A 21,645-nucleotide genomic window follows, 5' to 3' on the forward strand; every position below is an offset into this window, starting at 1 on the left:
CACCCTAAGAGCTAGTCACATAAAGGCTTTGATAGTTGTCGGAGATGTCTATTGTAGAGACGAACAGCTATTTATCCCCATTAGATCAAGCATCCCAATTTTTTCAAAATACCGCTCAGGCTTTAAACCCGTAGCTCCATAACAAAAGTCGTCTAAAGACGACTCGAATAAATTAAATAGTTTGCTTAAGCAGACTTGAACAGACTGCGATTTCAATCGCAGGCGGAATTTTTTTACATTTGGGATGCTTCCTAATTACTTGTCTTCTTCCCTTGTCCTCCTTACGGAAATAGGCGACATTCATCCTTAAGGTTTATTTCTCCGTCCTCTTCGTAAAGGTATCACCTCTGCTTCACTGCTTTCCCTGGCTACCCTAATCAACAACCCAGCTGCTAGTAAACTGGCAATCATGGAATTACCACCATAACTAAACATAGGTAACGGTAAACCAGTTGTTGGTAAAGCGCCTGTCGCAACACCAATGTGGAGTAATGATTGTCCTACCATCAAAATTGTTACACCGATCGCTACTAATCTATGTATAGGATGAGTCGTTTTGAGGGCAACTATTAAACCCAAGGTTGCAAATAAACCTAAAATTAGCAGCAGCACAACACTACCGACGAAACCAAATTCTTCAGCAAATACAGCAAAAATAAAATCTGTGTCTTGAATTGGTAAATAAAATAGTTTTTGTTGGGAAAGTCCAAAACCACCGCCCCAAGTCCCACCAGAACCCACTGCGAGTAAACTCTGAACTAGTTGATAACCATCTCCAGTGGCGTCAGCCCAAGGATTAATGAAAGACATCACACGTTTACGCTGGTATTCTTTAATACTAATACTCAGGACTGCTAACAAGAATCCCCCAACTGCGGTTGATCCTAAATATCTATAAGGTAAGCCAGCAGCTAAAGCAATCAACCAAATAGTCATCCCACACAATGCAGTTGTACTCAAGTTGGGTTGCGCCAATATCCCTAAAATCACAAGACAGAAAATCCCCAACCAAGTTAAACGAACACGCCAACTCAGTTGTTCCCATTGCCCAAAAACTCTAGCACTTTGTAGTACCAAAAAGGGTTTAATCAATTCAGAAGGTTGAATGGGAATCGGCCCTAAAGCAATCCAACGAGACGCATCAAAAGCTTTTTTCCCCAATCCTGGTACAAGGGTGAGAAAAATTAACCCTAATAGCAGGAAAATAAACCAATGGGATACCCCAACTAATTTACGTAAGGGTAAGTTCACAACAATGTTGAAGAGTATTAAAGCAACTAATACCCAAAGAAGTTGACGTTTGAAGTAGTACAGCCCATCATCCTGACGAACATCAGCAACAGGATAAGATGCTGAAAACAGCATGATTAAGCCTACAAACAACCAAACTAGTGTCAACCAACGTAACAAACGTGCTTCTAATGCCCACTCAGACACTGAATCATCAAATAATGGAATTAAACGGCGTAGATTCACGACTTCGATATTTTTAAATAATGTAATTATTGTATATATCGAGATCTTTGGATGATGTATCTGAATCAAAACGCCAAACACTAGACATCTCCGAAAAATGTCAATACTTATCTATTAAATTTGTCTAACTACTTACTTGCAAAAACCTATGTAGGTGAGTTACTCTGCATCACGATAGTTCCAGTAGGATAACGGCTAGCTTCAGATGATTCCAATATCACTAATAACCCGGAAATACCTGTGTCATAAAAATCAGCAGGCATCCAAAATTTATCTAGCACCTTTCCTTGGGGATTAATTTTCACAGTATCACAGGGAATTTTTTCGCCCAATTTTGATCGCTTGAACGAGAAAATAAGGGTTTCAGGCTCTCAAAACTAACGACAGAATCAAGGTTTCAGCTTATCCCGAACTCAGGTTAAGTAAATAAAAAAGAGGTCTATTTGACCCCTTCACAACTCCCTACAATCAATAATTTGGTCAATTAGGAATTAAATTAAGCTAAACCAGTATTTGTACCTTGTTTTCCAGTAGCCAATTCTACTTTAACAATTTTGCCACCCATTTTTTGAATACGTTGCTGTTCGCGGAACCAATTTTCATAAGGTACTAACTTAGTAAAGTAAGTATTTTGCAATTCCCGTTGGGTGCGAATTCTAGTTTGGCTGGGAACACAAGCAGTAATTTTAAACATTCTCATGGTGTTAAATCTCCTGTCAGTAAATGTGAAAACTTTTTTATTTCAAAATTTCTGAGTGCAAAACAATGCTTTATTTACTCCAAGTCTGGAAATCAAGCGTCAATACCAGACCGTTAACACTCATCATTCATCAGTTTAGCTTGATAAGCGATTAAACGTCCTAGCACTCACGATCGATCTCCAGACCTTATCGCACCTAAACCATTAAGTGCAAACTAGCTTCTAGCTCAAGCCAGAGCTAATGTAGTCTAAGTAAACACCCATTTCTTTTCCAGCGTCTGGACCAACCAAGCTAGCTGTTACTTCTTTGATTGATTGGATAGCTTGTACGGTAGCACCGATGGGTACACCCAAAGAGTTGTAGGTTTCTTTCAAACCATTCAATACGCGCTCTTCGAGAATGGAGGAGTCGCCAGCTAACATAGCATAGGTAGCATAACGCAGATAGTAATCCAAGTCACGGATACAAGCTGCGTAACGGCGGGTGGTGTACATGTTACCACCGGGACGGGTGATATCAGAGTACAACAAAGATTTAGCTACAGCTTCTTTGACGATCGCAGCAGCATTAGCAGCGATGGTGCTAGCAGCACGTACACGTAGTTCACCAGTGGAGAAATAGCCTTTGAGCTTTTCTAGAGCTGCGGTGTCGAGGTACTTACCTTGAACGTCTGCAGAATTAATGACAGCGGTAATTGCGTCTTGAGCCATGTTGTTAATTCCTTATTTCCAACGTTATTGCAATACTTCCGTTTGAGTAGGTAAACGGCTTTAACCTACGCCAAAGCACCGACGACGTAATCGAAGTAAGCGCCAGCTTCAGCAGCGTCTTCAGCAGACAGCAAAGAAGCAGCAACGTTTTTCAAGCCACCAACACCAGCAGAAACAGCATCGATAGGTGTTCCGAGAGACTTGTACATTTCACGGACGCCGACAATACCGATTTCTTCGATAGGAGTAACGTCACCAGCAACTACACCGTAGGTGACAAGACGGAGGTAATAGTCTAAGTCACGCAGACAAGTAGCGGTCAGTTCTGTACCGTAAGCGTTACCACCAGGAGAAACAACATCAGGGCGCTTTTGGAACAGTTGATCACCAGCTTGCTTAACAATCCGTTCGCGGTTGTCTGTTAAAACTTGAGCAATGCGAAGGCGGCGATCGCCACCTGCAACAAAGCTCTTGATCCGATCCAATTCGCCAGGGCTGAGATAGCGAGCTTCTGCGTCAGCATTCACGATGGCTTTCGTGACGATACTCATTAATGGATTCCTCCAGTACTAATGAAACCAGAATTTTATATTACACTGGTGCGACTTTACGCGTTGGTAGTAGCTTTATTTTCTCGTTTTTCCAGGTTTTGTAATCCCATGACTACTGAAACTGTTTTATTTCGAGTTTGCCTGAGTCATCACAAATACTCAAGCTTTGAAACTTAGCTACCTCCCGGAATTATTTTCGGGCATTATGTTGAGCATATATGACTGCTCTTAACAGTTTGTAACATTCTTTTTCAGATTTGCTTCAATTTTTACAATCTGAAAACAATGTTACGAAAGATTACTTGAACTCTCCACGCTTTGAAAAACGTAAATTCGTCCCACTTTTCTCGGCATTGGGGATTGGGGATTGGGGATTGGGGAAGGTAGGGGTCCCCTCTGGGGAACTCGGGGCCCCCACTCCCCCCAAGGGAGTGGGGATTAGGGGCGAAGGGGTAATGGGGATTGGGGATTGGGGATTCTCCAGAGGAGACGCTTCGCGTAGACGCGCAAGCGGCTTCTCACAGAGTACGGGAATTGGGAAGAGACTTGTTAAATAATTCTCCCCACACTCCCCACATTCCCCACACTCGCTTGTCTCCCATTCCCGATCCCTGATCCCTGATCTTTGATCCCCGATCCCCGATCCCTGAGCCTCTCAAGAGTGGAGTTTAACCTCCCTGGGTGTAACGTCCGGTGAGTACAGAAGGCGACAGGCTAGACCAAGATTGTTTTACCAAGTCAGCTGCTGCTTTAACGCTACCGAGATAGTTACCCGCAGGTAGGGATGGGAAGCGCTGATAAGGTACCACATCTTCACCAAAGTAACGGGCATATTCTGGGCTGTTAACTATAGCCTCTACAGCAGTTTTCAAACCGCTATCAGCCAGTATTTTGTTGTACTGACGAATTTCAGCTTGAGTTGCGGGCGCACGTCCCAACAGATGACGGAAGAGGAATTCAATCACCTTGGTGTTGGGATAGGGAGTGTAGAAACGCTTGCGATAAATTTCGCAACTAGCTAACTCACGCACAAACTCGTGTACGGAAATTTCTCCGTTCCGCAGTTTGCTTTCGAGGTCTGTACGGCGGAAGTATTCAGGGATTTGACCGCTAAACACATCCATGACCTGAACGTAGATAGCATTGATTACCTGTTGGATTTCTGCTTGATTTGCCCCTACAGTTAGGCGGTAAATACGTGCAGGTTTGCGACGGCTAGTACCCACACCAACTTCTACAGATTGCCCACGACCGTCGTTGTAGGAACGACCAAGTTCAACAAACAGTGGTTTGCTCTTGTCTATCGCCTTTGCTTCTGCTGCTATGTCTGCGATCGCCTTCGCCATAATTGGCATTTGGGCGACATTCATCCGTGACTTAGTCGGCTCAAAACTTGGGATAACAATATCCTTGCTTTGCTTGGTCAGCCGGTTATACAGTTTTTGACTATTGGGGAAGTTTGCCGCAGGGAAGGTCGCAAAGCGGTTATAAGGTACTGTATCTTCACCAAAAGCTTGCAAATACTCTTGAGTACTTACCAGCGTTCGGATGAAAGCGCGAATACCTTGAGTTGCCAGAATCTGGTTATACTTCCTGATTTCTGCTTGATCCAAGGGGGCGCGTCCTAGAAAATGCTTAGTTCCCAGTTCAATTACTTTCGTGTTGGGGTATGGTGTATAAAACTCTTTCAGGTATAAGCCAGAACAGCCTAAACCTTCAATAAATTCCTTCACGGTGATTTCACCATTACCCAGCTTGCTTTCCAGGACTTTGAACTCTCTGGAAGAAGCAACGTATGGTGCGACATCCCGCTCAAAAATCTGCCGATAGGCGGCGCTGATCACACTTTGTACAGCAACCTTGTCGTCATTTCCCGCAACCAACTTGAAGATTTTTCTTTGATCACGTTTTTTGCTGACACCTTGGTTAATCCGGAACTGGATATCAGGTTCAGTCCGCATTTCGGTGACTGTACCCAATTCTACGAACTTAGGTGTTTCTTGCTTCTCGATTTTTCCACCGACATCTTCACGGATACTACCAACACGCAGTTTCCGCAATGCTACACCAGTAGGAGTCAAGTAGCGTTCATAAGGAACCGTATCTTCACCAAACGCCTGACTGTACTCTTCAGTATCAAGAATCGCGTCAACTACCCCATAGAATCCCTTCTTCGAGGCGATGTCAAAGTATTTGTTATTTTCCTGACGACCATAGGTGGGACGACCCAACAAGCGACGGTGGATGTACTCGATCGCCTTACACACATAATAGGGTGTCCAGTAAAGCTTACGGAATAAATCCGACTTCGCTAAAGCGCGAACAAACTCTCGGATCGAAATTTCGCCGTTTTCCAGCTTAATTTCCTGGACTTTTAAGCGCTGACCTTCGTAGACATCACGACCAAATACTTGCAGGTAAGCTCCACGAATTACGGCTTGAGTAGAGCTTTCGGAGAATTTTACACTTGCTCCCTTACCAGTTCCCTTACTTAAGGTTCTGGGGATTTGATCCAAGCGGAAAACTTTTGGTCCAAGACTACCAGGATACTCACCACGAGCAGAGGGATTACCTGTTTGATTATTAATTCCTGGTCCTTGGTGAATCAGGATACGTCTTGTATCCTTACCAAAAGGAGCAGGACTACTGCTGGGGTTGCGAGTTTCTTTCGGGAAAATTGCTCCAAATTGAATTTCTAGTGGGTCGTTACCAGAACCATAAACATGCTGGTCAGGTAGCGGCTGGTTATATTTCGCAAAAGTTGTAATAAACTGAGGTACTTTGCGGAAAGGCGCACTATATTTGAACAGGTCTTGCTGTGGCCCCCAGTTACGGCACTCTTGAGCTTCTTGGCCCAAACCTCGAAGATAAGGTACTGTTTCTTCGCCGAAGTAGTCTGAGTACTCATCAGAATCTACCAGAGCATCAACTAATGTTGATAAACCTCCACGCGAAACAATATCAAAGTACTTTTGTACTTCTTCCCGGCTGCTTGGCCCCCGTCCTAAAATGTGACGGAAAGCAAGTTCTAAAGCGCGGCTATTAATAAATGGTTCGTAAAATTGTTTCCGGTAAAGTGGAGATTTAGCAAGGCGACGGACAAACTCTTTCATCGAGATGTCGCCATTTTTTACCTGGGATTCTAAATTAGATATCGACAAGCTGTAAGCGCGGGTAATATCACGCTCGAAGATTTGGCGATAAGCTGCTTTAACTACCTCTGTTTTCTCAGCAGCAGACAAACCAGGCTTCATGACAAACTTGGGTCGCCGTTCTGCCGCATTAAAGTAAATTTGGGGTAGTTGTAATCCTTGTTGATCACTAGAAGGACGTTGCCGTACTTTATTAGAAGGACTGGGTGCTTTGAATTCTGTAATCAAAACATCCATATACTGAGACACAATATCTGCTGCCTCAGTGTCTTGACGGAAATAGGAAAGTGCAGCCGCTTTCAATTCCTGTAAAGCCACAATTGTCGCTTCACCGGAGCAAGCGTTTTCAATGATTTCCCGTAACCCGCGTGTGTTGACAGCGATAATGTTGGGATCACCTGCCACGATCGCATAAGTAGCGTAGCGCAAGAACCATGATAAGTCTCGCAGGCTCTTCGCCATGTTAGCTGGCCCATAACGGGCGATGTTAATTGGCCGGAAACCCGGTGGGGTCGGACCACTAGGCGAAGAGTTAAAAATCGAACGTAAGTTTTCTAGGAACCCACCCCGAGTTTCCACGTAGGTGACAGTTCCGAGTTTCATTGTATCTCTCACATCCGCAGTGGATGCAGCTGCTGCTACTGCCATTGCCAATTCTGGCTCTCTGGGTTTTTCCAAAAAAGCCATTGGCGAACCACCAACAAAAATTCTGTTGGCAGCCCGAGAAACAATAATTTCGGAATTGTCCGTGAGCGCCTGAGCAATTTCTAAACGTTTTGCACCAGATGCAAAATAACTTGCCAGTTCACTTAATTCTCCGGCTCCCAGAAAACGGTCTTGCTGCTCCGCCTGGGAAATTGTTGATACAGCTAGGGTTTGATATAGTTGCGGACGCGCAACTGAGCTTCCACCACTTGCCTTAACACTCATCGGATTTGTAAAACTCCCATCATATGCGTTTATGTGTTAAGTCTGGGTTACATAGGCTTGACACATCGGTATATTCATGCTTCCCCTGTGCCGCCTTCTAAGTTGCCAGAAAAAATTAACCCAGTCAGCTTTTAGATTAGAACGTTTTGGGATTTGTCAGGGGATTTATTAAGAAGTATGTAGAAACTGGAGCGTTGATGTATCGGTTCTTTAACACTGATGCTTGAGGTTTCTGAGAAAAAATCTAAGTTTTGTATCGATTTGATTAAAAAACACCACATAAACATTTTACCTGAGAGGCACATATGAGGTTTATACTTCAGCAGTAGGCAGAAAAAGGGTGACACTAGTTCCTTGCCCTAGCTTACTTTCAATCTGTAGGCTACCTCCTTGCATCTGACAAACTTGGTGGGCGATCGCCAACCCCAAACCTAATCCACCCCTTGGTCGAGCATTATCCCCCCGATAAAAGCGCTCTGTAAGTTGCCCCAACATGTTAGATGTCATACCCTGCCCAAAGTCCTGCACTTGCAAGAGAACATAGTGAGATCCGTCTTTTTGCACAGGTGGGAGGATAGAAAGATCGATGAAATTAGTATTGGGGGCGTACTTGATGGCATTATCAAGCAAATTAAGAATGACTTGTCCGGTCAGTTCCGGATCAACCCAGATTGTGATTATAGGGGTAGCGACAGATAATTTTAGCTCTAGACCTGCTTGCATAGCAGAGGGCTGCATTCGGAAAATACATTCTTGAGCGATCGCCACTGCGGAAACTGCTTGGGGCTGAATTTGGAGTTGACCTGCATCTGCCTTTGATAGCAGGAGTAACTGCTCCACTAGCTGAGAAAGATAGTCAGTTTCACGGCAGGCACGTTTCAGGTACTGCTGTGCTTTGTCTCCAGTTACTACACCGTCAATCACTGCTTCCAATCCTAGACGCAGTGTTGTCAGTGGAGTCCGCAAATCGTGAGAAACATTTGCTACCAATTCCCGGCGAGATTTTTCCTGAGCATGAAGAGCGGTGAGCGTCTGTTTTAGCTTGTCTGCCATTTGGTCGAGTAGGCGACCTAATTGAGCCAGTTCATCATTCCCTTTTAGGGCAGAGCGAGCAGTGTAATCCCCTGCTTCTAATTGCTGTGCTTGACGGTGCAGAATTCGCAGGGGATTGGTCAAAGTACGAGATAAGAGTAATCCAGCAGTGGCTGCAACTGTAGCAGCAGCGATCGCCATTCCCATCACTACTCCCTTTACCTCCTTGGCAAATTGCCTGGGGCGTCTCATCGGCATAGCAATATAAACAGCACCCATCACCCGATTATTGTCAGCATCTCGAATAGGAGCTGTACTGTAGAGCCACCAGGGATAATTAGAGTTCTCTGACACCCGAAACCGCCCTTGTTGAGATACTCCCATGAGAGTTTTGGGTATCAGGTCGGGCGGTAACTCAACTAAGCTTGTTTCCTGGACTCTCCGGTTTGTCAACCTTGGCATTGCACTAACATCAAAAACAATTACCTGTAATCTTGTCTGCTGGCTCGTCAGATCGGCGAGTTGGCGAACAAGAGTCGAGTTTTGCCAGTGAGTGCGGGTTTGAGTTGCCAAAGCATCGGCTTGCTGCTTCAGACTTACCTGAGCATCCTGGACAAAAAACTGCATTAAGGCTCTATCCAAAATCACAGACAAGCCAATTAAACTGCTTAGAGTTACGCTTAACAGCGTCAGTGTCAGACGAGTTGAGACACTTTGCCAAGCTTTCATATATTGCCCACCTTGAAGCGGTAGCCAACTCCCCAAACAGTTTGGATGTAGTCAGGGTGAGCTGAATCTAACTCAATCTTTTCCCGAAGCTTGCGAATATAAACATCTACTACCCGAATATCGCCCTCAAAATCATATCCCCAAACTCTCTCCAGCAATTCTTCACGGCTGTAAGCACGTCCAGGATAATTTGCCAACTGTGCCAGCAAATCAAATTCTTTACCACGTAGATCCAGTAACTCACCATTTAAGAAAGCTTGATGCCGATCGCGGTCAATGACAACGCCACAGGCACGCTTAACATCACTATAACCCTGAGCATAAGCCCGTCTTAACAAGGCTTTAATCCGTGCAACCAATTCCTTGGCACTAAATGGTTTAGTAAGATAGTCATCCGCACCGATTGCCAACCCTCGAATGCGATCGCTTTCATTTGCTCGTGCAGTTAGCATCAAAATTGGCATGAAGCACCCCACAGAACGCATCTGTTGGCATACCTCAAACCCATTCACATCGGGCAGCATAATATCTAACACAACCAAATCCGGATGGAAGCGCTGAACTAGTTCCATACAATCTATACCGTTATCTGAGGTCAAACAGCACAGTCCTTCGTGTTCAATGTAAAGCTGCACAGTCTCGCGCAGACTGGTATCATCTTCGACAATCAAAACGGTTGTACCAGTAAGCATTTGTTTCAATCACATGAAGATGTCATTGGATTTTAGATTTTGGATTTATTCCATACTTGCCCACAAGTGGTGAGTCCCCACCTCGCCTTCCTGATTAGAATTACCGATCATCTTTCAACCTACAACATAAATGTTAAAAAATTATGAATCAATACTATGGTCAAGATTTTTAGATACACACTGATAAATTATCGCATCGGCTATATATTCACAGATTTTTAAAACTTTTATATCAGGATTAAGTGTCCACAAATTCAAAGGATACTTATCCCATGTTGTCGCTGAAGAAACCCCTGTTTGTTTGTATACTGCTTGTTTCTCTACTAGCGGCTTTAACAATAGGAAACGCTTTTACCTTGTCAGAAAAGGCAGTTTCTACACCAATACAGATACCAATATCTGAACGCGATCGCGTCTACACAGCTGATCAGACTTCCAATACCATCTCTGTAATTAACCCCGCGACGAATACCCTTTTGGGGCGAATTTCTTTAGGAAATCCTCGTCCTAATGTTCTCAGTCCTTTGTATCGCGGGGAGTTGAACGTTCATGGTTTGGGTTTCTCACCAGATCATCGGACACTAGCTGTGATTTCAACTGGTTCTAACGCTGTAACGCTGATTGATACAGCCACAAATGCCATCAAAGGAACTATTTACGTGGGGCGATCGCCTCATGAAGGCTTCTTCACTCCCAATGGTGAGGAACTGTGGGTAGCTGTACGCGGTGAAGATTACATATCTGTCATCAACCCTAAAACCTTAAAGGAGATTCGTCAAGTCAAAGTGGCGAATGGCCCTGGCATGATTATGTTTAGTTCTGATGGTAGTCGAGCTTACATCTGCTCCAGCTTTACTCCAGAACTCAATGTCATCAATACACGCTCTTATCAAATAGAAAAGCGCATTCCAGTTATTAGTCCCTTCTCCCCCAACATCGCAATTACCCCTGATGACAGTGAGGTTTGGTTTACACACAAAGATGTTGGTAAAGTCAGTATTCTTGATACCCAGACTCTAAAAATTAAGACGGTTCTTGATACAGGTTCAATTACGAATCATGTCAATTTTGTAGATAATAGCCAAGGTAAATTTGCTTACGTAACTGTAGGGGGACTGAATCAAGTAAAAGTATATCAGCGCGATCCTATCCTCCGAATGGTGACAACGATTCCAGTTGGTGAATTGCCACATGGCATATGGCCTTCGGGAGATGGTACAAGGATATATGTAGGATTGGAAAATGGTGATGCGGTAGACGTAATTGATACTGTCAAGCAGCGACGCATTCAGCGTATTCCCGTGGGATACATGCCGCAAGCATTAGTATACGTCTCAAACGCAGTTCCTACGGGCGATGGTCGAGAAAATCTTGAATCTCCCAAAAAATTGCTTACACATAACATTGGACTGAAATCACCAAATCAGGGCAAAGCGATCGCGAATGTAACAATTCGAGACGTTGGTGAACTGGATGGATTGGATTTGCTTGTTCTGGGACTAAGGCCTAATCAGGAGTATGGATTGTATTTCGTAGGTAATGAGAATAAGTCGCCAGAAATGATTACTGCCTTACGCACCGATGCTAAAGGAAACGGAATGGGACAAGCCACTGGAACACTACGGGAGCGACTTTTGTCTTCAATTTCCTCAAAAGCAAAGTTTTCCCAGTTGGTGGTTGCACCCAGAAATGCTCAAAATCCTGTTAAGGAAGCAGTCTTGGTTGTACTTGAGCCTTGCTGTTAATATAGGCATTTTCAGTAAATAAAGGTACACAATCGCTCACATTTAAAGCGGCTGCAATTTCTACATCTGATTCAAACCCGCGTGCAATTAACTCTTTACCAGAACTACATTTTTTTAAATACGCCAACAAATTCTTGTTAACAGCATCAAAAGCAGACACAGCAATTTCTGCTTCTGGTGAAAAACTACCATGTAAATAACTTAGAATTGCTCCAGCACCAATCAAATCTTCACATGCAGGTCGTAAAGTATCATCTTCCCATCTTTCGCCTGCGGGAATAACTGCAATTTTGGAACCATATTTTTGAGCAAACTTAGCCACAGCTTCGCAATTTCGCAAGCAACCAGCTAAAGTAGGTGTTTTGCCAGTTTGCAAAGTCAGGGAAGAACCATTGGGTGATGGTAAAACTAGTTTAGTTTCTGCTGGAATTTTAGTTAGTGATGTGGGTGAGAGAGAATAGCTATTTTTGGAAGTGCGATCGCCTGCCAATTCTGCCTGTAAAGACTTAGCATAATCAAGGGCTGATTTATTTTTCCATTGGTAGGGAAAAATTATCGCACCGTTGCTAGTGGCAATTTCCACAGAAGTCGAAAAAGACAAAACATCAACTACCACAATCACATCGCTAATGGGAGCAAGTTGAGTGATACCGTGATCTCCCCATTCGCAGCGCAGATCAAATTCGGATTGGTTAAAGATCATATTTTTGCCATAAACTCAAAAATACTGCCATGAAAGCTTGTTATGTCCGACTCCCAAACTGTTAGTACTGCTGTTGCTAAACTCTACGATACCTATCCTTTTCCGCCAGAACCATTGCTGGATGAACCACCCCCCGGTTACAATTGGCGCTGGAATTGGTTAGCAGCCTACAATTTCTGTACTGGGCAAAAACCCCAAAGACAAGACATCCGGATTTTAGATGCTGGCTGTGGGACAGGAGTAGGGACAGAGTATTTAGTTCACCTCAACCCTCATGCTTCTGTAGTCGGAATTGACCTAAGTGCAGGTGCTTTGGAGGTCGCCAAAGAACGCTGTCAACGTTCTGGTGCCAATCGCGTTGAATTTCATCACCTCAGTCTTTACGATGTGGCGCAACTTCCCGGCGAGTTTGATTTAATTAATTGTGTGGGAGTACTGCATCATTTAGGTGATCCGATTCGCGGTATTCAAGCCTTAGCGAAAAAATTAGCCCCAGGTGGCTTGATACATATTTTTGTCTATGGAGAGTTGGGACGCTGGGAAATTCAACTCATGCAAAAAGCGATCGCTCTCATCCAAGGTGAAAAACGCGGCGACTATCGCGATGGTGTCCAAGTTGGGCGACAAATATTTGCATCTTTACCAGAAACAAACAGAATTGTCAAGCGAGAACGAGAACGTTGGTCTTTGGAAAATCAGCGAGACGAATGCTTTGCTGACATGTATGTCCATCCGCAAGAAATTGATTACAATATAGACACGCTGTTTGAACTCATCGACGCTTCTGGATTAGAGTTTATCGGCTTCTCAAATCCTAGTTTCTGGCAATGGTCGCGACTTTTGGACAAAGCACCGGAATTGATGGTAAGGACAGGCGAATTAAGCGATCGCCAACGTTACCGTCTAATAGAATTACTAGATCCAGAAGTCGCCCACTACGAATTTTTTCTTGGTCGTCTACCTATCACCAAAGCCGACTGGTCAAGCGATGATGCTTTAATGACAGCGATAGCTGAACGTAATCCCTGTATAGATGGTTTTCCGAGCGAGTGTGTATTCAATTACGATTACCAGATCATACATTTATCGGCAGCCGAATTAAAATTTATGCAAGCCTGCGACGGCAAGAAAACAGTAGCAGGAATTTTGCGGGAGGATGTGCAGCTAGAGTTAAAGCAAGTGCGATCGCTCCTAAATCAGCAATTGATGATGTTAACACCAAGCTGAAAAATAGGGGATAGGGGATCAGGGATCGGGGAAAGGGAAATTATCTGTACCATAGTTCCCAATTCCTAATTCTTGATTCTTAATTCCCGCTCCCTAATCCCCTATCCCTCATCCCTTATCCCTCATCCCTAATCACCAATCCCCAATGGCTAAGTTAATTGTTTTTTTCTAAAGTATTGTTACCTCAGCGTGATATGATTTAGCTGGCTGAATGTGCAGTCAAAATAATTAGCTGTACTAGTTTCAAGTCCCGTGAGCTTGTCTGATCAATCAACTGATCCCACACCGACAACACAACAAGATTCAAGCCCTGGTTTTGAAGACACAGAACCAGTAAACTCTATGCAAGAGTTTTATAAACTCTACCAGGAGTTTTTGCTAATCACTCTTGTCTTGACGGGGATTGTTTTTATCTCTGTGTGGATTTTTTATTCCCTAAATATTGCCCTTAATTATCTTCTTGGGGCATTTACGGGTATGCTTTACATGAGGATGTTGGCAAAAGATGTTGAGCGCTTAGGCCCACAAAAACGGCAACTGAATAAAAATCGGTTTGCCCTGTTAGTAGTGATAATTCTGCTGGCATCTCGGTGGAATGAACTGCAAATCTTGCCCATATTTTTGGGATTTCTGACATATAAAGCCACGCTCATTTTCTATGTAGTTAGAGAAGCTTTTATCTCTGGCTTGCCAAATATTCCAAAACCTTAAAAAAGGCTCAATGTGAGTTTGCCTTCAAGTAAATCCACACCAGGCTTGTAGTTCTTATTCTCCAGCTTAAGATTGGAGAATTAGTTGATTTGGGAAGAAAATGCTCAATTTCCTGAACTTCTTCAATTCTGTTACCCTTGCCGAATTAGAAGTAGGAAATCATTTCTACTGGCAATTGGGTAATCTAAAAGTACATGGACAAGTTTTTCTTACCTCTTGGTTCGTGATTGCTATTTTAGTAGTGGCTTCAATTGCCGCTACTCGCAATGCCCAAAGAATTCCCAGTGGTATACAGAATTTTATGGAATATGCCCTGGAATTTATTCGGGATTTGACGAAAAACCAACTAGGTGAGAAAGAATATCGTCCTTGGGTACCTTTCATTGGCACATTGTTTCTGTTTATTTTTGTATCCAATTGGTCGGGCGCTTTAATTCCTTGGAAGCTCATCAAACTCCCATCTGGTGAATTAGCAGCTCCGACTAATGACATCAATACGACAGTAGCACTGGCGTTATTGACTTCTTTAGCTTACTTTTACGCTGGTTTTAGCAAACGCGGTTTGGGTTACTTTAAAAAGTATATTGAACCAACACCGGTTCTATTACCAATCGCGATTCTAGAAGATTTCACCAAACCTCTTTCCCTAAGCTTCCGTCTTTTTGGAAACATTTTGGCGGATGAATTAGTGGTGGCGGTACTAGTTCTATTAGTCCCTCTATTTGTTCCTCTGCCTGTGATGGCCCTTGGTTTGTTTACTAGCGCCATTCAAGCCCTGGTTTTTGCTACCCTTGCAGGGGCTTATATTCACGAGGCCATGGAGGGACATGGTGATGAAGGACATGAGGAACATTAAATACAGTGAACAGTGAACAGTTATCATGCCTATGGTACAGGTAAAAAATTTACCACAAATGCTTTGAGCAATGGGAAAAATAGTGTTATTGATAACTGATCACTGTCAAATTCCTCAGTTGATGTAATTTTAGATTTTGGAACTGGATATTTGATTCAGTGACAAATCTAAAAAGCAAAATCGCAAATCGTTAGTTTTGTACTCAAGGTAAGGAAAATCAACATGGATCCATTGGTTTCTGCTGCTTCAGTTCTCGCTGCTGCTTTAGCAATTGGTTTAGCTGCGATTGGCCCTGGTATTGGTCAAGGTAACGCCGCAGGTCAAGCAGTAGAAGGTATCGCCCGTCAGCCAGAGGCAGAAGGAAAAATTCGCGGTACATTGCTGTTAACTTTGGCGTTCATGGAATCACTGACAATTTATGGTCTGGTGATTGCACTAGTATTGCTGTTTGCCAACCCATTCTCTTAGAACTCTAAAACTTTTTCTTTTGGGAGACGTGATGACTCATACCAATTTTGGATTTTAGATTTTGGATTAAAAGCTTTTTCTTTGAAGGCTGTTTAATTCGTTTCAAAATGATCCTAATTATCCTCATTTGGTATCACGTCTCTGAGACAGGATTTAACCTTCATTAAAGGTAAATCAAAATTGCTAGCCACAAAAACTGCTGTTACAGCCAAAAAGGAGAGAAATGTTTGATTTCGATGCTACCTTGCCCTTAATGGCATTGCAGTTCCTGCTGTTGGCAGCTGTTTTAAATGTGATTTTCTACAAGCCATTGACCAAGGTACTAGACGATCGCGATAATTATATCCGAACGAATAACCTTGAAGCTCGCGAACGCTTGGCTAAAGCCGAGCGATTGACCAAGGAATATGAGCAACAGCTAGCTCAAGCTCGCAGACAATCTCAAAATGTCATTGCCCAAGCTCAGACTGAAGCTCAAAAAATTACTGCCGAGAAAATCGCTGAAGCACAAAAAGAAGCTCAGGCGCAACGAGAACAAGTGGCTCAAGAAATAGAACAGCAGAAGCAGGAAGCTTTACGTTCCTTGGAGCAACAGGTAGATGCCTTCAGCAGGCAGATTCTGGAAAAACTCTTGGGACCTTCTTTAGTCAAATAAAGTGATTGTTAATAGCTCGCAACATCGGTTCCAAAAAGTATTTTGCGCTGCGGGGCATTCGTCCGGTGAGCGCTGAATTAAGTGTCACGTATTGGCACTTTTTTCCTTTAAAGAAAGTTCTAACTTACGATTAGCAAGGGAGCAGCGCAGTTGTAGATGGGTATCGTAGGAACTGTCTTATTATTAGCCACAGAGGCGGCAGAAGCAGAATCGCCAGGCGGTTTTGGTCTAGACTTTAACATTCTTGAAACCAATATAATTAACCTGGCAATTCTAGTTGGTGTTTTATTTTACTTTGGGCGTAAAGTTATCAGTAACACCCTCAGCGAGCGACGCTCAAATATTGAAACTGCAATTCGGGAAGCTGAAGAGCGTGCTAAAGAAGCAGCAGCCCAACTTTCCGACGTGCAACAAAATTTGACCCAGGCACAAGCAGAAGCGCAACAAATCCGCAAAGCTGCCGAAGAAAACGCTCGTTCAGCTCGTGAAGTAATTTTGGCACGGGCGGCAGAGGAAGTGGAACGGATGAAAGAAACAGCTGCCCGTGATTTAGACACAGAAAGAGAGCGAGCATTTGCCGAGCTGCGGCAACGGGTAGTGGCCATGGCATTGCAAAAAGCCGAGTCAGAACTCCGCAGTGGAATTGGCGACGATGCTCAACAAGCATTGATTGATCGTAGTATCGCGCTACTGGGAGGCTAGGAATGACAAGCAATGCGGGATTAACAGAAGTAGCCTTGCCTTATGCAGAGGCTTTGATGTCGGTAGCGCAATCAAATAATTTGACAGAAGAGTTCGGCGAAGATATTCGTGCTTTGCTGAACTTGTTGTCTAACAGTGAGGAACTACAACAGTTTCTCAATAACCCATTTATCCAAACAGAGGATAGAAAAGCAGTTCTCAACCGGATTTTGGGTGAAGGTGCTAACACTTACTTCCGTAATTTTTTAATGTTGTTGGTAGATAGACGACGCATTCTATTGTTGAAAGATGTTTGCCGACAATATTTAGCACTGTTGCGGCAACTCAAACAAACAGTGTTAGCAGAAGTGGTTTCTGCTGTTCCTCTGAGCGAAGACCAGTCCTCAGCAGTCAGACAAAAGGTCATCGCCATGACCAATGCTCGCGAAGTAGAACTAGAAACCAGAATCGACCCTGACATTATTGGTGGTGTGATTATTAAAGTAGGTTCTCAGGTAATCGACGCTAGTTTGCGGGGTCAACTGCGTCGCCTGTCTTTGCGCTTAACAAGCGCCTAAGTGAATTTTGGATTTTGCGAAAAGTTTGAGCGCAGGTTTCCTCCGTACTCTAACGAGAAGCCGCGCAAAGCGCGTCTACGCGAAGCGTCCCGGAGGGAACTTCAAAGCTTTTCAAGACGGATTTTGGATTGGCGAATTGTTGGTAGACAAAGCATAGTTATTAACTACTTAATACTAACCGCTAACTCTAAAACCTAAAATTCTTCTTAACTCCTGTTGTCTCACCAAAAAGCAAAATAGACAAATGGCAATTAGCATCAGACCTGACGAAATTAGCAGCATTATTCAGCAACAAATCGAGCAATACGACCAACAAGTCAAAGTAGCTAACGTTGGTACAGTTCTTAGTATAGGTGATGGTATTTCCCGTGTTTATGGTCTAGAAAAGGCCATGGCTGGGGAACTGTTGGAATTTGAAGATGGTACAGTCGGCATCGCCCTCAACTTAGAAGAAGATAACGTTGGTGCGGTTTTGATGGGTGAAGGTCATGCGATTCAAGAAGGCAGCACCGTTACCGCGACTGGTAAAATCGCTCAGATTCCTGTAGGCGAAGCTTTGATTGGACGGGTTGTGGATGCTTTGGGTCGGGCAATTGATGGTAAAGGTGAAATCAAGACAGCAGAAAGCCGTTTACTTGAATCTGCCGCACCTGGTATTGTCGCCCGTCGATCAGTACATGAACCGATGCAAACAGGAATCACCGCGATCGACGCCATGATTCCCATCGGTCGTGGTCAACGAGAATTGATTATTGGCGACCGTCAGACCGGGAAAACAGCGATCGCAATTGACACAATCATCAACCAAAAAGAAGAAGATGTTATTTGTGTTTATGTTGCGATCGGTCAAAAAGCCTCTACTGTCGCCAACGTCATCCAGACTCTGCAAGACAAAGGCGCACTAGATTACACCGTTGTTGTTGCTGCTAGCGCCAGTGAACCTGCATCTCTACAATACCTGGCTCCTTATACTGGGGCATCAATTGCTGAGTACTTCATGTACAAAGGCAAAGCTACCCTAGTAATTTACGACGACCTCTCCAAACAAGCCGCAGCTTATCGTCAAATGTCCTTGCTGTTGCGTCGTCCACCCGGACGGGAAGCTTATCCTGGAGACGTATTCTACCTCCACTCCCGCTTGTTGGAACGAGCAGCGAAACTAAGTGACGAATTGGGTAAAGGTAGCATGACCGCCCTCCCAATTATCGAAACCCAAGCAGGTGACGTATCTGCTTATATTCCCACTAACGTGATTTCGATCACTGACGGTCAGATATTCTTGTCTTCTGACTTGTTCAACGCTGGTATTCGTCCCGCTATTAACCCCGGTATTTCCGTATCCCGTGTAGGTTCTGCGGCTCAAACCAAGGCAATGAAGAAAGTTGCTGGTAAGTTGAAGCTAGAATTGGCTCAATTTGACGAATTACAAGCTTTCTCTCAATTTGCTTCTGATCTTGATAAAACCACTCAAGACCAGTTGGCACGGGGTCAGCGCTTGCGGGAACTTCTTAAACAGCCCCAAAACTCTCCTTTAGCAGTGTATGAGCAAGTAGCCATTCTTTATGCTGGTCTGAACGGTTATTTAGACGACATTCCTACCGATAAAGTGACTACCTTCGCCAAGGGTCTGCGGGAATACCTAAAGACCAGTAAACCTCAGTATGTACAAGGCGTGCAAACACAAAAAGCACTGGGTGACAGCGAAGAAACAGCTTTAAAGGAAGGTATTAACGAATACAAGAAAACCTTCTTGGCAACAGCATAGGTAGTCATTGGTCATTGGTCATTGGTCATTGGGTAAATAACTCATGACTAATGACTAATGACTAAGGACTAAGGACTAATGACTAAGGATAAAGATTATGGCTAATCTCAAAGCAATACGCGATCGCATTCAATCGGTAAAAAATACCAAAAAAATTACAGAAGCCATGCGGCTGGTGGCTGCTGCAAGGGTACGTCGCGCCCAAGAGCAGGTATTAGCCACTCGTCCCTTCGCTGATCGTCTAGCCCAGGTACTCTACGGTTTACAAGCTCGTTTACAGTTTGAAGACGCTAACTCGCCTTTGCTCAAGAAACGAGAAGTTAAGTCAGTAGGACTATTGGTTGTTTCAGGCGATCGCGGTCTTTGTGGCGGTTACAATACCAACGTCATCAAGCGTGCGGAAAATCGCATCAAAGAACTCAAAGCAGAAGGTATAGATTATAAGTTGGTGTTGGTAGGACGAAAAGCCGCACAGTACTTCCAACGTCGTGAGCAACCAATTGATGCAGTCTACACTGGTTTAGAACAAATCCCAACCGCCGGAGAAGCTTCTAATATTGCCAATGAGTTGCTTTCCCTGTTTCTATCAGAAAGCGTAGATCGTGTCGAATTGATTTACACTCGCTTTGTGTCTCTGGTTAGTTCTCGACCAGTAGTGCAAACTTTGCTTCCTCTCGACACCCAAGGTTTGGAAACCGCAGATGACGAAATCTTTCGTTTGACTACTCGTGGCGGTCGATTTGAAGTCGAACGGCAAAAAGTCACTGCCCAAACTCGCGCTTTACCTCGCGACATGATCTTTGAGCAAGATCCAGCACAAATTTTGGATTCTCTACTGTCTCTGTATTTGACCAACCAATTACTACGGGCGTTACAAGAATCCTCAGCTAGCGAACTAGCCGCACGCATGACAGCGATGAGTAATGCTAGCGATAATGCTGGAGAATTGATTAACAGCCTGACTTTGTCTTATAACAAAGCACGGCAAGCCGCAATTACTCAGGAAATTCTTGAGGTTGTGGGCGGCGCTCAAGCACTAGCCTAAGAAAAGATTTTAGATTTTAGATTTTAGATTTTAGATTTTAGATTGGAATTAGTACAGATTTTTTAATCAAAAATCCAAAATCCGAAATCTAAAATTTTGAGTCGCAAATTGAAAAACTCCAAACTATAATAGGAGTATATGATCTTCATGGGTCCGTACCGGTTTTGACAGGCTGGCGAAAGCTACTCTGTGATTCAGGTCGAGAGTGAGTCATCTCTCGGAAATCCAAGGCTCAAAAAAAAAGTAAATGCGAACAACATCGTAAAATTTGCTCGTAAGGAAGCTCTTGTAGCTGCCTAATAGCCTCTTATAGGTTCGAGCGCTTCTAGTCTGACTCCGTTAAGGGCTAGAGGCAAACCCCAACGGATGCGCTAATAAGTTCCCTCTGGTGGACTTAGTAGCAAAGACTTTACCAGAGCATCCTACCGTTCGGGATAATGAACGTTCCCCGCCTTGAGGGTAAGAAAGGCTAAACCTGTGAATGAATAGAGAGTCAATACCCAGTTTGGACAGCAGTTCGATTCTGCTCGGATCCACTAAATAAAAATCAAGTCCACCTAATTATTTTAGGTGGATTTTGTTTATTCGGTACTCTGAATCAGTGGCGGGATTGCTCTGACGGGAAATTGCACTCCTGACGCACCCCACCAATTGGATGTTTTTTGATTTGGAAGTCACTAAGGCGATCGCGATCAAAGACCCAAACTGGGCGTTATTTGATCATATATTATACTACATTGTATTACAATATAAAAGTGATTTTGAGATTTCTGTATATCTATCGAAAAATTATTTCAACCAGGTAGAATCATGAACAACAATCAATTAAAAAATTGGGAAGAAAAAGTACTGAATAATTATCTTGATGGTACACAATTAAAGGAAATCCCTGCTTCTCGAAAAAAACGCTTAGTTGTACTGAGGTGGTTAGTCAAAAAATTTGAAGAAAAAGTGACTTATACTGAACGCCAAGTCAACGAAATTATCTCTCAGCATCACTCTGACTATGCGACACTACGACGGGAAATGATTGGTTATCAACTTATGGAAAGAGAAAAGGGTTTCTACTGGCGATTACCAGCAGCACTGTGGAAGTCAGAAAATGAAATCACGTCAAATTAAAAACGTGAAATTAAAGCCTGCTGAAAGCCGCTTTTTCTCTACATGTGAATTGCCAGCGTGTAGTTTTGCATAGCCCCATAAACAAAAAAGGGTAGGATTTCACCCACCCTCACTAA

General features: G+C 43.6%; 21 protein-coding genes and 1 other RNA gene. 13 read left to right on the forward strand and 9 right to left on the reverse strand.

The features are described from left to right. Nucleotides 1–306 precede the first annotated feature (306 nt). The 5 genes from AC5JMK_RS16730 to apcA form a co-directional block, all read right to left on the reverse strand. Nucleotides 307–1,476 (reverse strand): FtsW/RodA/SpoVE family cell cycle protein, encoded by a 1,170-nt coding sequence (locus tag AC5JMK_RS16730; RefSeq protein WP_096679270.1) that lies wholly within the window; start codon nt 1,474–1,476, stop codon nt 307–309. 146 nt (nt 1,477–1,622) lie between these two features. After that, nucleotides 1,623–1,808 (reverse strand): hypothetical protein, encoded by a 186-nt coding sequence (locus tag AC5JMK_RS16735; protein WP_096678233.1) that lies wholly within the window; start codon nt 1,806–1,808, stop codon nt 1,623–1,625. Between the two features lie 164 nt (nt 1,809–1,972). Continuing rightward, on the reverse strand, nt 1,973–2,176 hold the full coding sequence (locus AC5JMK_RS16740; RefSeq protein ID WP_035114929.1) for a phycobilisome linker polypeptide: 204 nt from the start codon (nt 2,174–2,176) through the stop codon (nt 1,973–1,975). Between the two features lie 222 nt (nt 2,177–2,398). Continuing rightward, nucleotides 2,399–2,887, reverse strand: coding sequence for an allophycocyanin subunit beta (apcB, locus tag AC5JMK_RS16745; protein ID WP_096678231.1), 489 nt, complete (start codon nt 2,885–2,887; stop codon nt 2,399–2,401). Between the two features lie 65 nt (nt 2,888–2,952). After that, the gene (apcA, locus tag AC5JMK_RS16750) at nt 2,953–3,438 is read right to left on the reverse strand and encodes an allophycocyanin subunit alpha (protein WP_096678229.1); all 486 of its coding nucleotides are present in this window, start codon (nt 3,436–3,438) and stop codon (nt 2,953–2,955) included. Between the two features lie 462 nt (nt 3,439–3,900). On the opposite strand from apcA, the gene AC5JMK_RS16755 reads away from it, so the two are divergent. Further along, the gene (locus AC5JMK_RS16755) at nt 3,901–4,053 is read left to right on the forward strand and encodes a hypothetical protein (RefSeq protein WP_495910617.1); all 153 of its coding nucleotides are present in this window, start codon (nt 3,901–3,903) and stop codon (nt 4,051–4,053) included. Nucleotides 4,054–4,106: 53 nt separating this feature from the next. On the opposite strand, the gene AC5JMK_RS16760 is transcribed toward AC5JMK_RS16755, so the two are convergent. The 3 genes from AC5JMK_RS16760 to AC5JMK_RS16770 form a co-directional block, all read right to left on the reverse strand. Then, nucleotides 4,107–7,520, reverse strand: a complete 3,414-nt coding sequence (locus AC5JMK_RS16760) for a phycobilisome rod-core linker polypeptide (protein ID WP_096678225.1) — start codon at nt 7,518–7,520, stop codon at nt 4,107–4,109. 312 nt (nt 7,521–7,832) lie between these two features. Beyond that, nucleotides 7,833–9,281 carry a sensor histidine kinase gene (locus AC5JMK_RS16765; RefSeq protein ID WP_096678223.1) on the reverse strand — a complete coding sequence of 483 codons (1,449 nt, stop codon included), beginning with the start codon at nt 9,279–9,281 and terminating at the stop codon, nt 7,833–7,835. Beyond that, entirely contained in the window at nt 9,278–9,973 is a 696-nt protein-coding gene (locus AC5JMK_RS16770; RefSeq protein ID WP_096678221.1) for a response regulator transcription factor, read from the reverse strand. The genes AC5JMK_RS16765 and AC5JMK_RS16770 overlap by 4 nt, the downstream gene beginning before the upstream one ends. A 272-nt stretch (nt 9,974–10,245) precedes the next feature. Between AC5JMK_RS16770 and AC5JMK_RS16775 the strand changes: the two genes are divergently transcribed. Next, the gene (locus AC5JMK_RS16775) at nt 10,246–11,718 is read left to right on the forward strand and encodes a YncE family protein (RefSeq protein WP_495910618.1); all 1,473 of its coding nucleotides are present in this window, start codon (nt 10,246–10,248) and stop codon (nt 11,716–11,718) included. On the opposite strand, the gene AC5JMK_RS16780 is transcribed toward AC5JMK_RS16775, so the two are convergent. Continuing rightward, nucleotides 11,678–12,421 carry a 2-phosphosulfolactate phosphatase gene (locus tag AC5JMK_RS16780; protein ID WP_495910619.1) on the reverse strand — a complete coding sequence of 248 codons (744 nt, stop codon included), beginning with the start codon at nt 12,419–12,421 and terminating at the stop codon, nt 11,678–11,680. The two genes, AC5JMK_RS16775 and AC5JMK_RS16780, sit on opposite strands and share 41 nt — an antisense overlap. A 42-nt stretch (nt 12,422–12,463) precedes the next feature. On the opposite strand from AC5JMK_RS16780, the gene AC5JMK_RS16785 reads away from it, so the two are divergent. The 11 genes from AC5JMK_RS16785 (at nt 12,464) to AC5JMK_RS16835 (ending at nt 21,529) form a co-directional block, all read left to right on the forward strand. Beyond that, the gene (locus AC5JMK_RS16785) at nt 12,464–13,648 is read left to right on the forward strand and encodes a class I SAM-dependent methyltransferase (RefSeq protein WP_495910620.1); all 1,185 of its coding nucleotides are present in this window, start codon (nt 12,464–12,466) and stop codon (nt 13,646–13,648) included. Nucleotides 13,649–13,900: 252 nt separating this feature from the next. Then, entirely contained in the window at nt 13,901–14,359 is a 459-nt protein-coding gene (locus AC5JMK_RS16790) for an ATP synthase subunit I (RefSeq protein ID WP_495910621.1), read from the forward strand. 100 nt (nt 14,360–14,459) lie between these two features. Further along, nucleotides 14,460–15,215, forward strand: coding sequence for a F0F1 ATP synthase subunit A (atpB, locus tag AC5JMK_RS16795; protein ID WP_495910622.1), 756 nt, complete (start codon nt 14,460–14,462; stop codon nt 15,213–15,215). A gap of 222 nt (nt 15,216–15,437) precedes the next feature. Further along, nucleotides 15,438–15,683: an ATP synthase F0 subunit C gene (gene atpE, locus AC5JMK_RS16800; protein WP_008233924.1), complete on the forward strand. Its 246-nt coding sequence runs from the start codon at nt 15,438–15,440 to the stop codon at nt 15,681–15,683. A gap of 223 nt (nt 15,684–15,906) precedes the next feature. Then, nucleotides 15,907–16,338 carry a F0F1 ATP synthase subunit B' gene (locus tag AC5JMK_RS16805; RefSeq protein ID WP_096678211.1) on the forward strand — a complete coding sequence of 144 codons (432 nt, stop codon included), beginning with the start codon at nt 15,907–15,909 and terminating at the stop codon, nt 16,336–16,338. 156 nt (nt 16,339–16,494) lie between these two features. Next, nucleotides 16,495–17,040 carry a F0F1 ATP synthase subunit B gene (locus AC5JMK_RS16810; RefSeq protein ID WP_495910623.1) on the forward strand — a complete coding sequence of 182 codons (546 nt, stop codon included), beginning with the start codon at nt 16,495–16,497 and terminating at the stop codon, nt 17,038–17,040. A gap of 2 nt (nt 17,041–17,042) precedes the next feature. After that, on the forward strand, nt 17,043–17,597 hold the full coding sequence (atpH, locus tag AC5JMK_RS16815; RefSeq protein WP_495910624.1) for an ATP synthase F1 subunit delta: 555 nt from the start codon (nt 17,043–17,045) through the stop codon (nt 17,595–17,597). Nucleotides 17,598–17,841: 244 nt separating this feature from the next. Continuing rightward, nucleotides 17,842–19,362 carry a F0F1 ATP synthase subunit alpha gene (gene atpA, locus AC5JMK_RS16820; RefSeq protein ID WP_096678205.1) on the forward strand — a complete coding sequence of 507 codons (1,521 nt, stop codon included), beginning with the start codon at nt 17,842–17,844 and terminating at the stop codon, nt 19,360–19,362. 97 nt (nt 19,363–19,459) lie between these two features. Then, nucleotides 19,460–20,407, forward strand: a complete 948-nt coding sequence (locus AC5JMK_RS16825; RefSeq protein ID WP_096678203.1) for a F0F1 ATP synthase subunit gamma — start codon at nt 19,460–19,462, stop codon at nt 20,405–20,407. A 149-nt stretch (nt 20,408–20,556) separates the two neighbouring features. Beyond that, nucleotides 20,557–20,946, forward strand: a transfer-messenger RNA (tmRNA) gene (ssrA, locus tag AC5JMK_RS16830). Nucleotides 20,947–21,217: 271 nt separating this feature from the next. Next, complete coding sequence (locus AC5JMK_RS16835) at nt 21,218–21,529, forward strand: DUF2087 domain-containing protein (protein ID WP_495910625.1); 312 nt, start codon at nt 21,218–21,220, stop codon at nt 21,527–21,529. Nucleotides 21,530–21,645: the final 116 nt, after the last annotated feature.

The organism is Pelatocladus sp. (assembly GCF_059505505.1).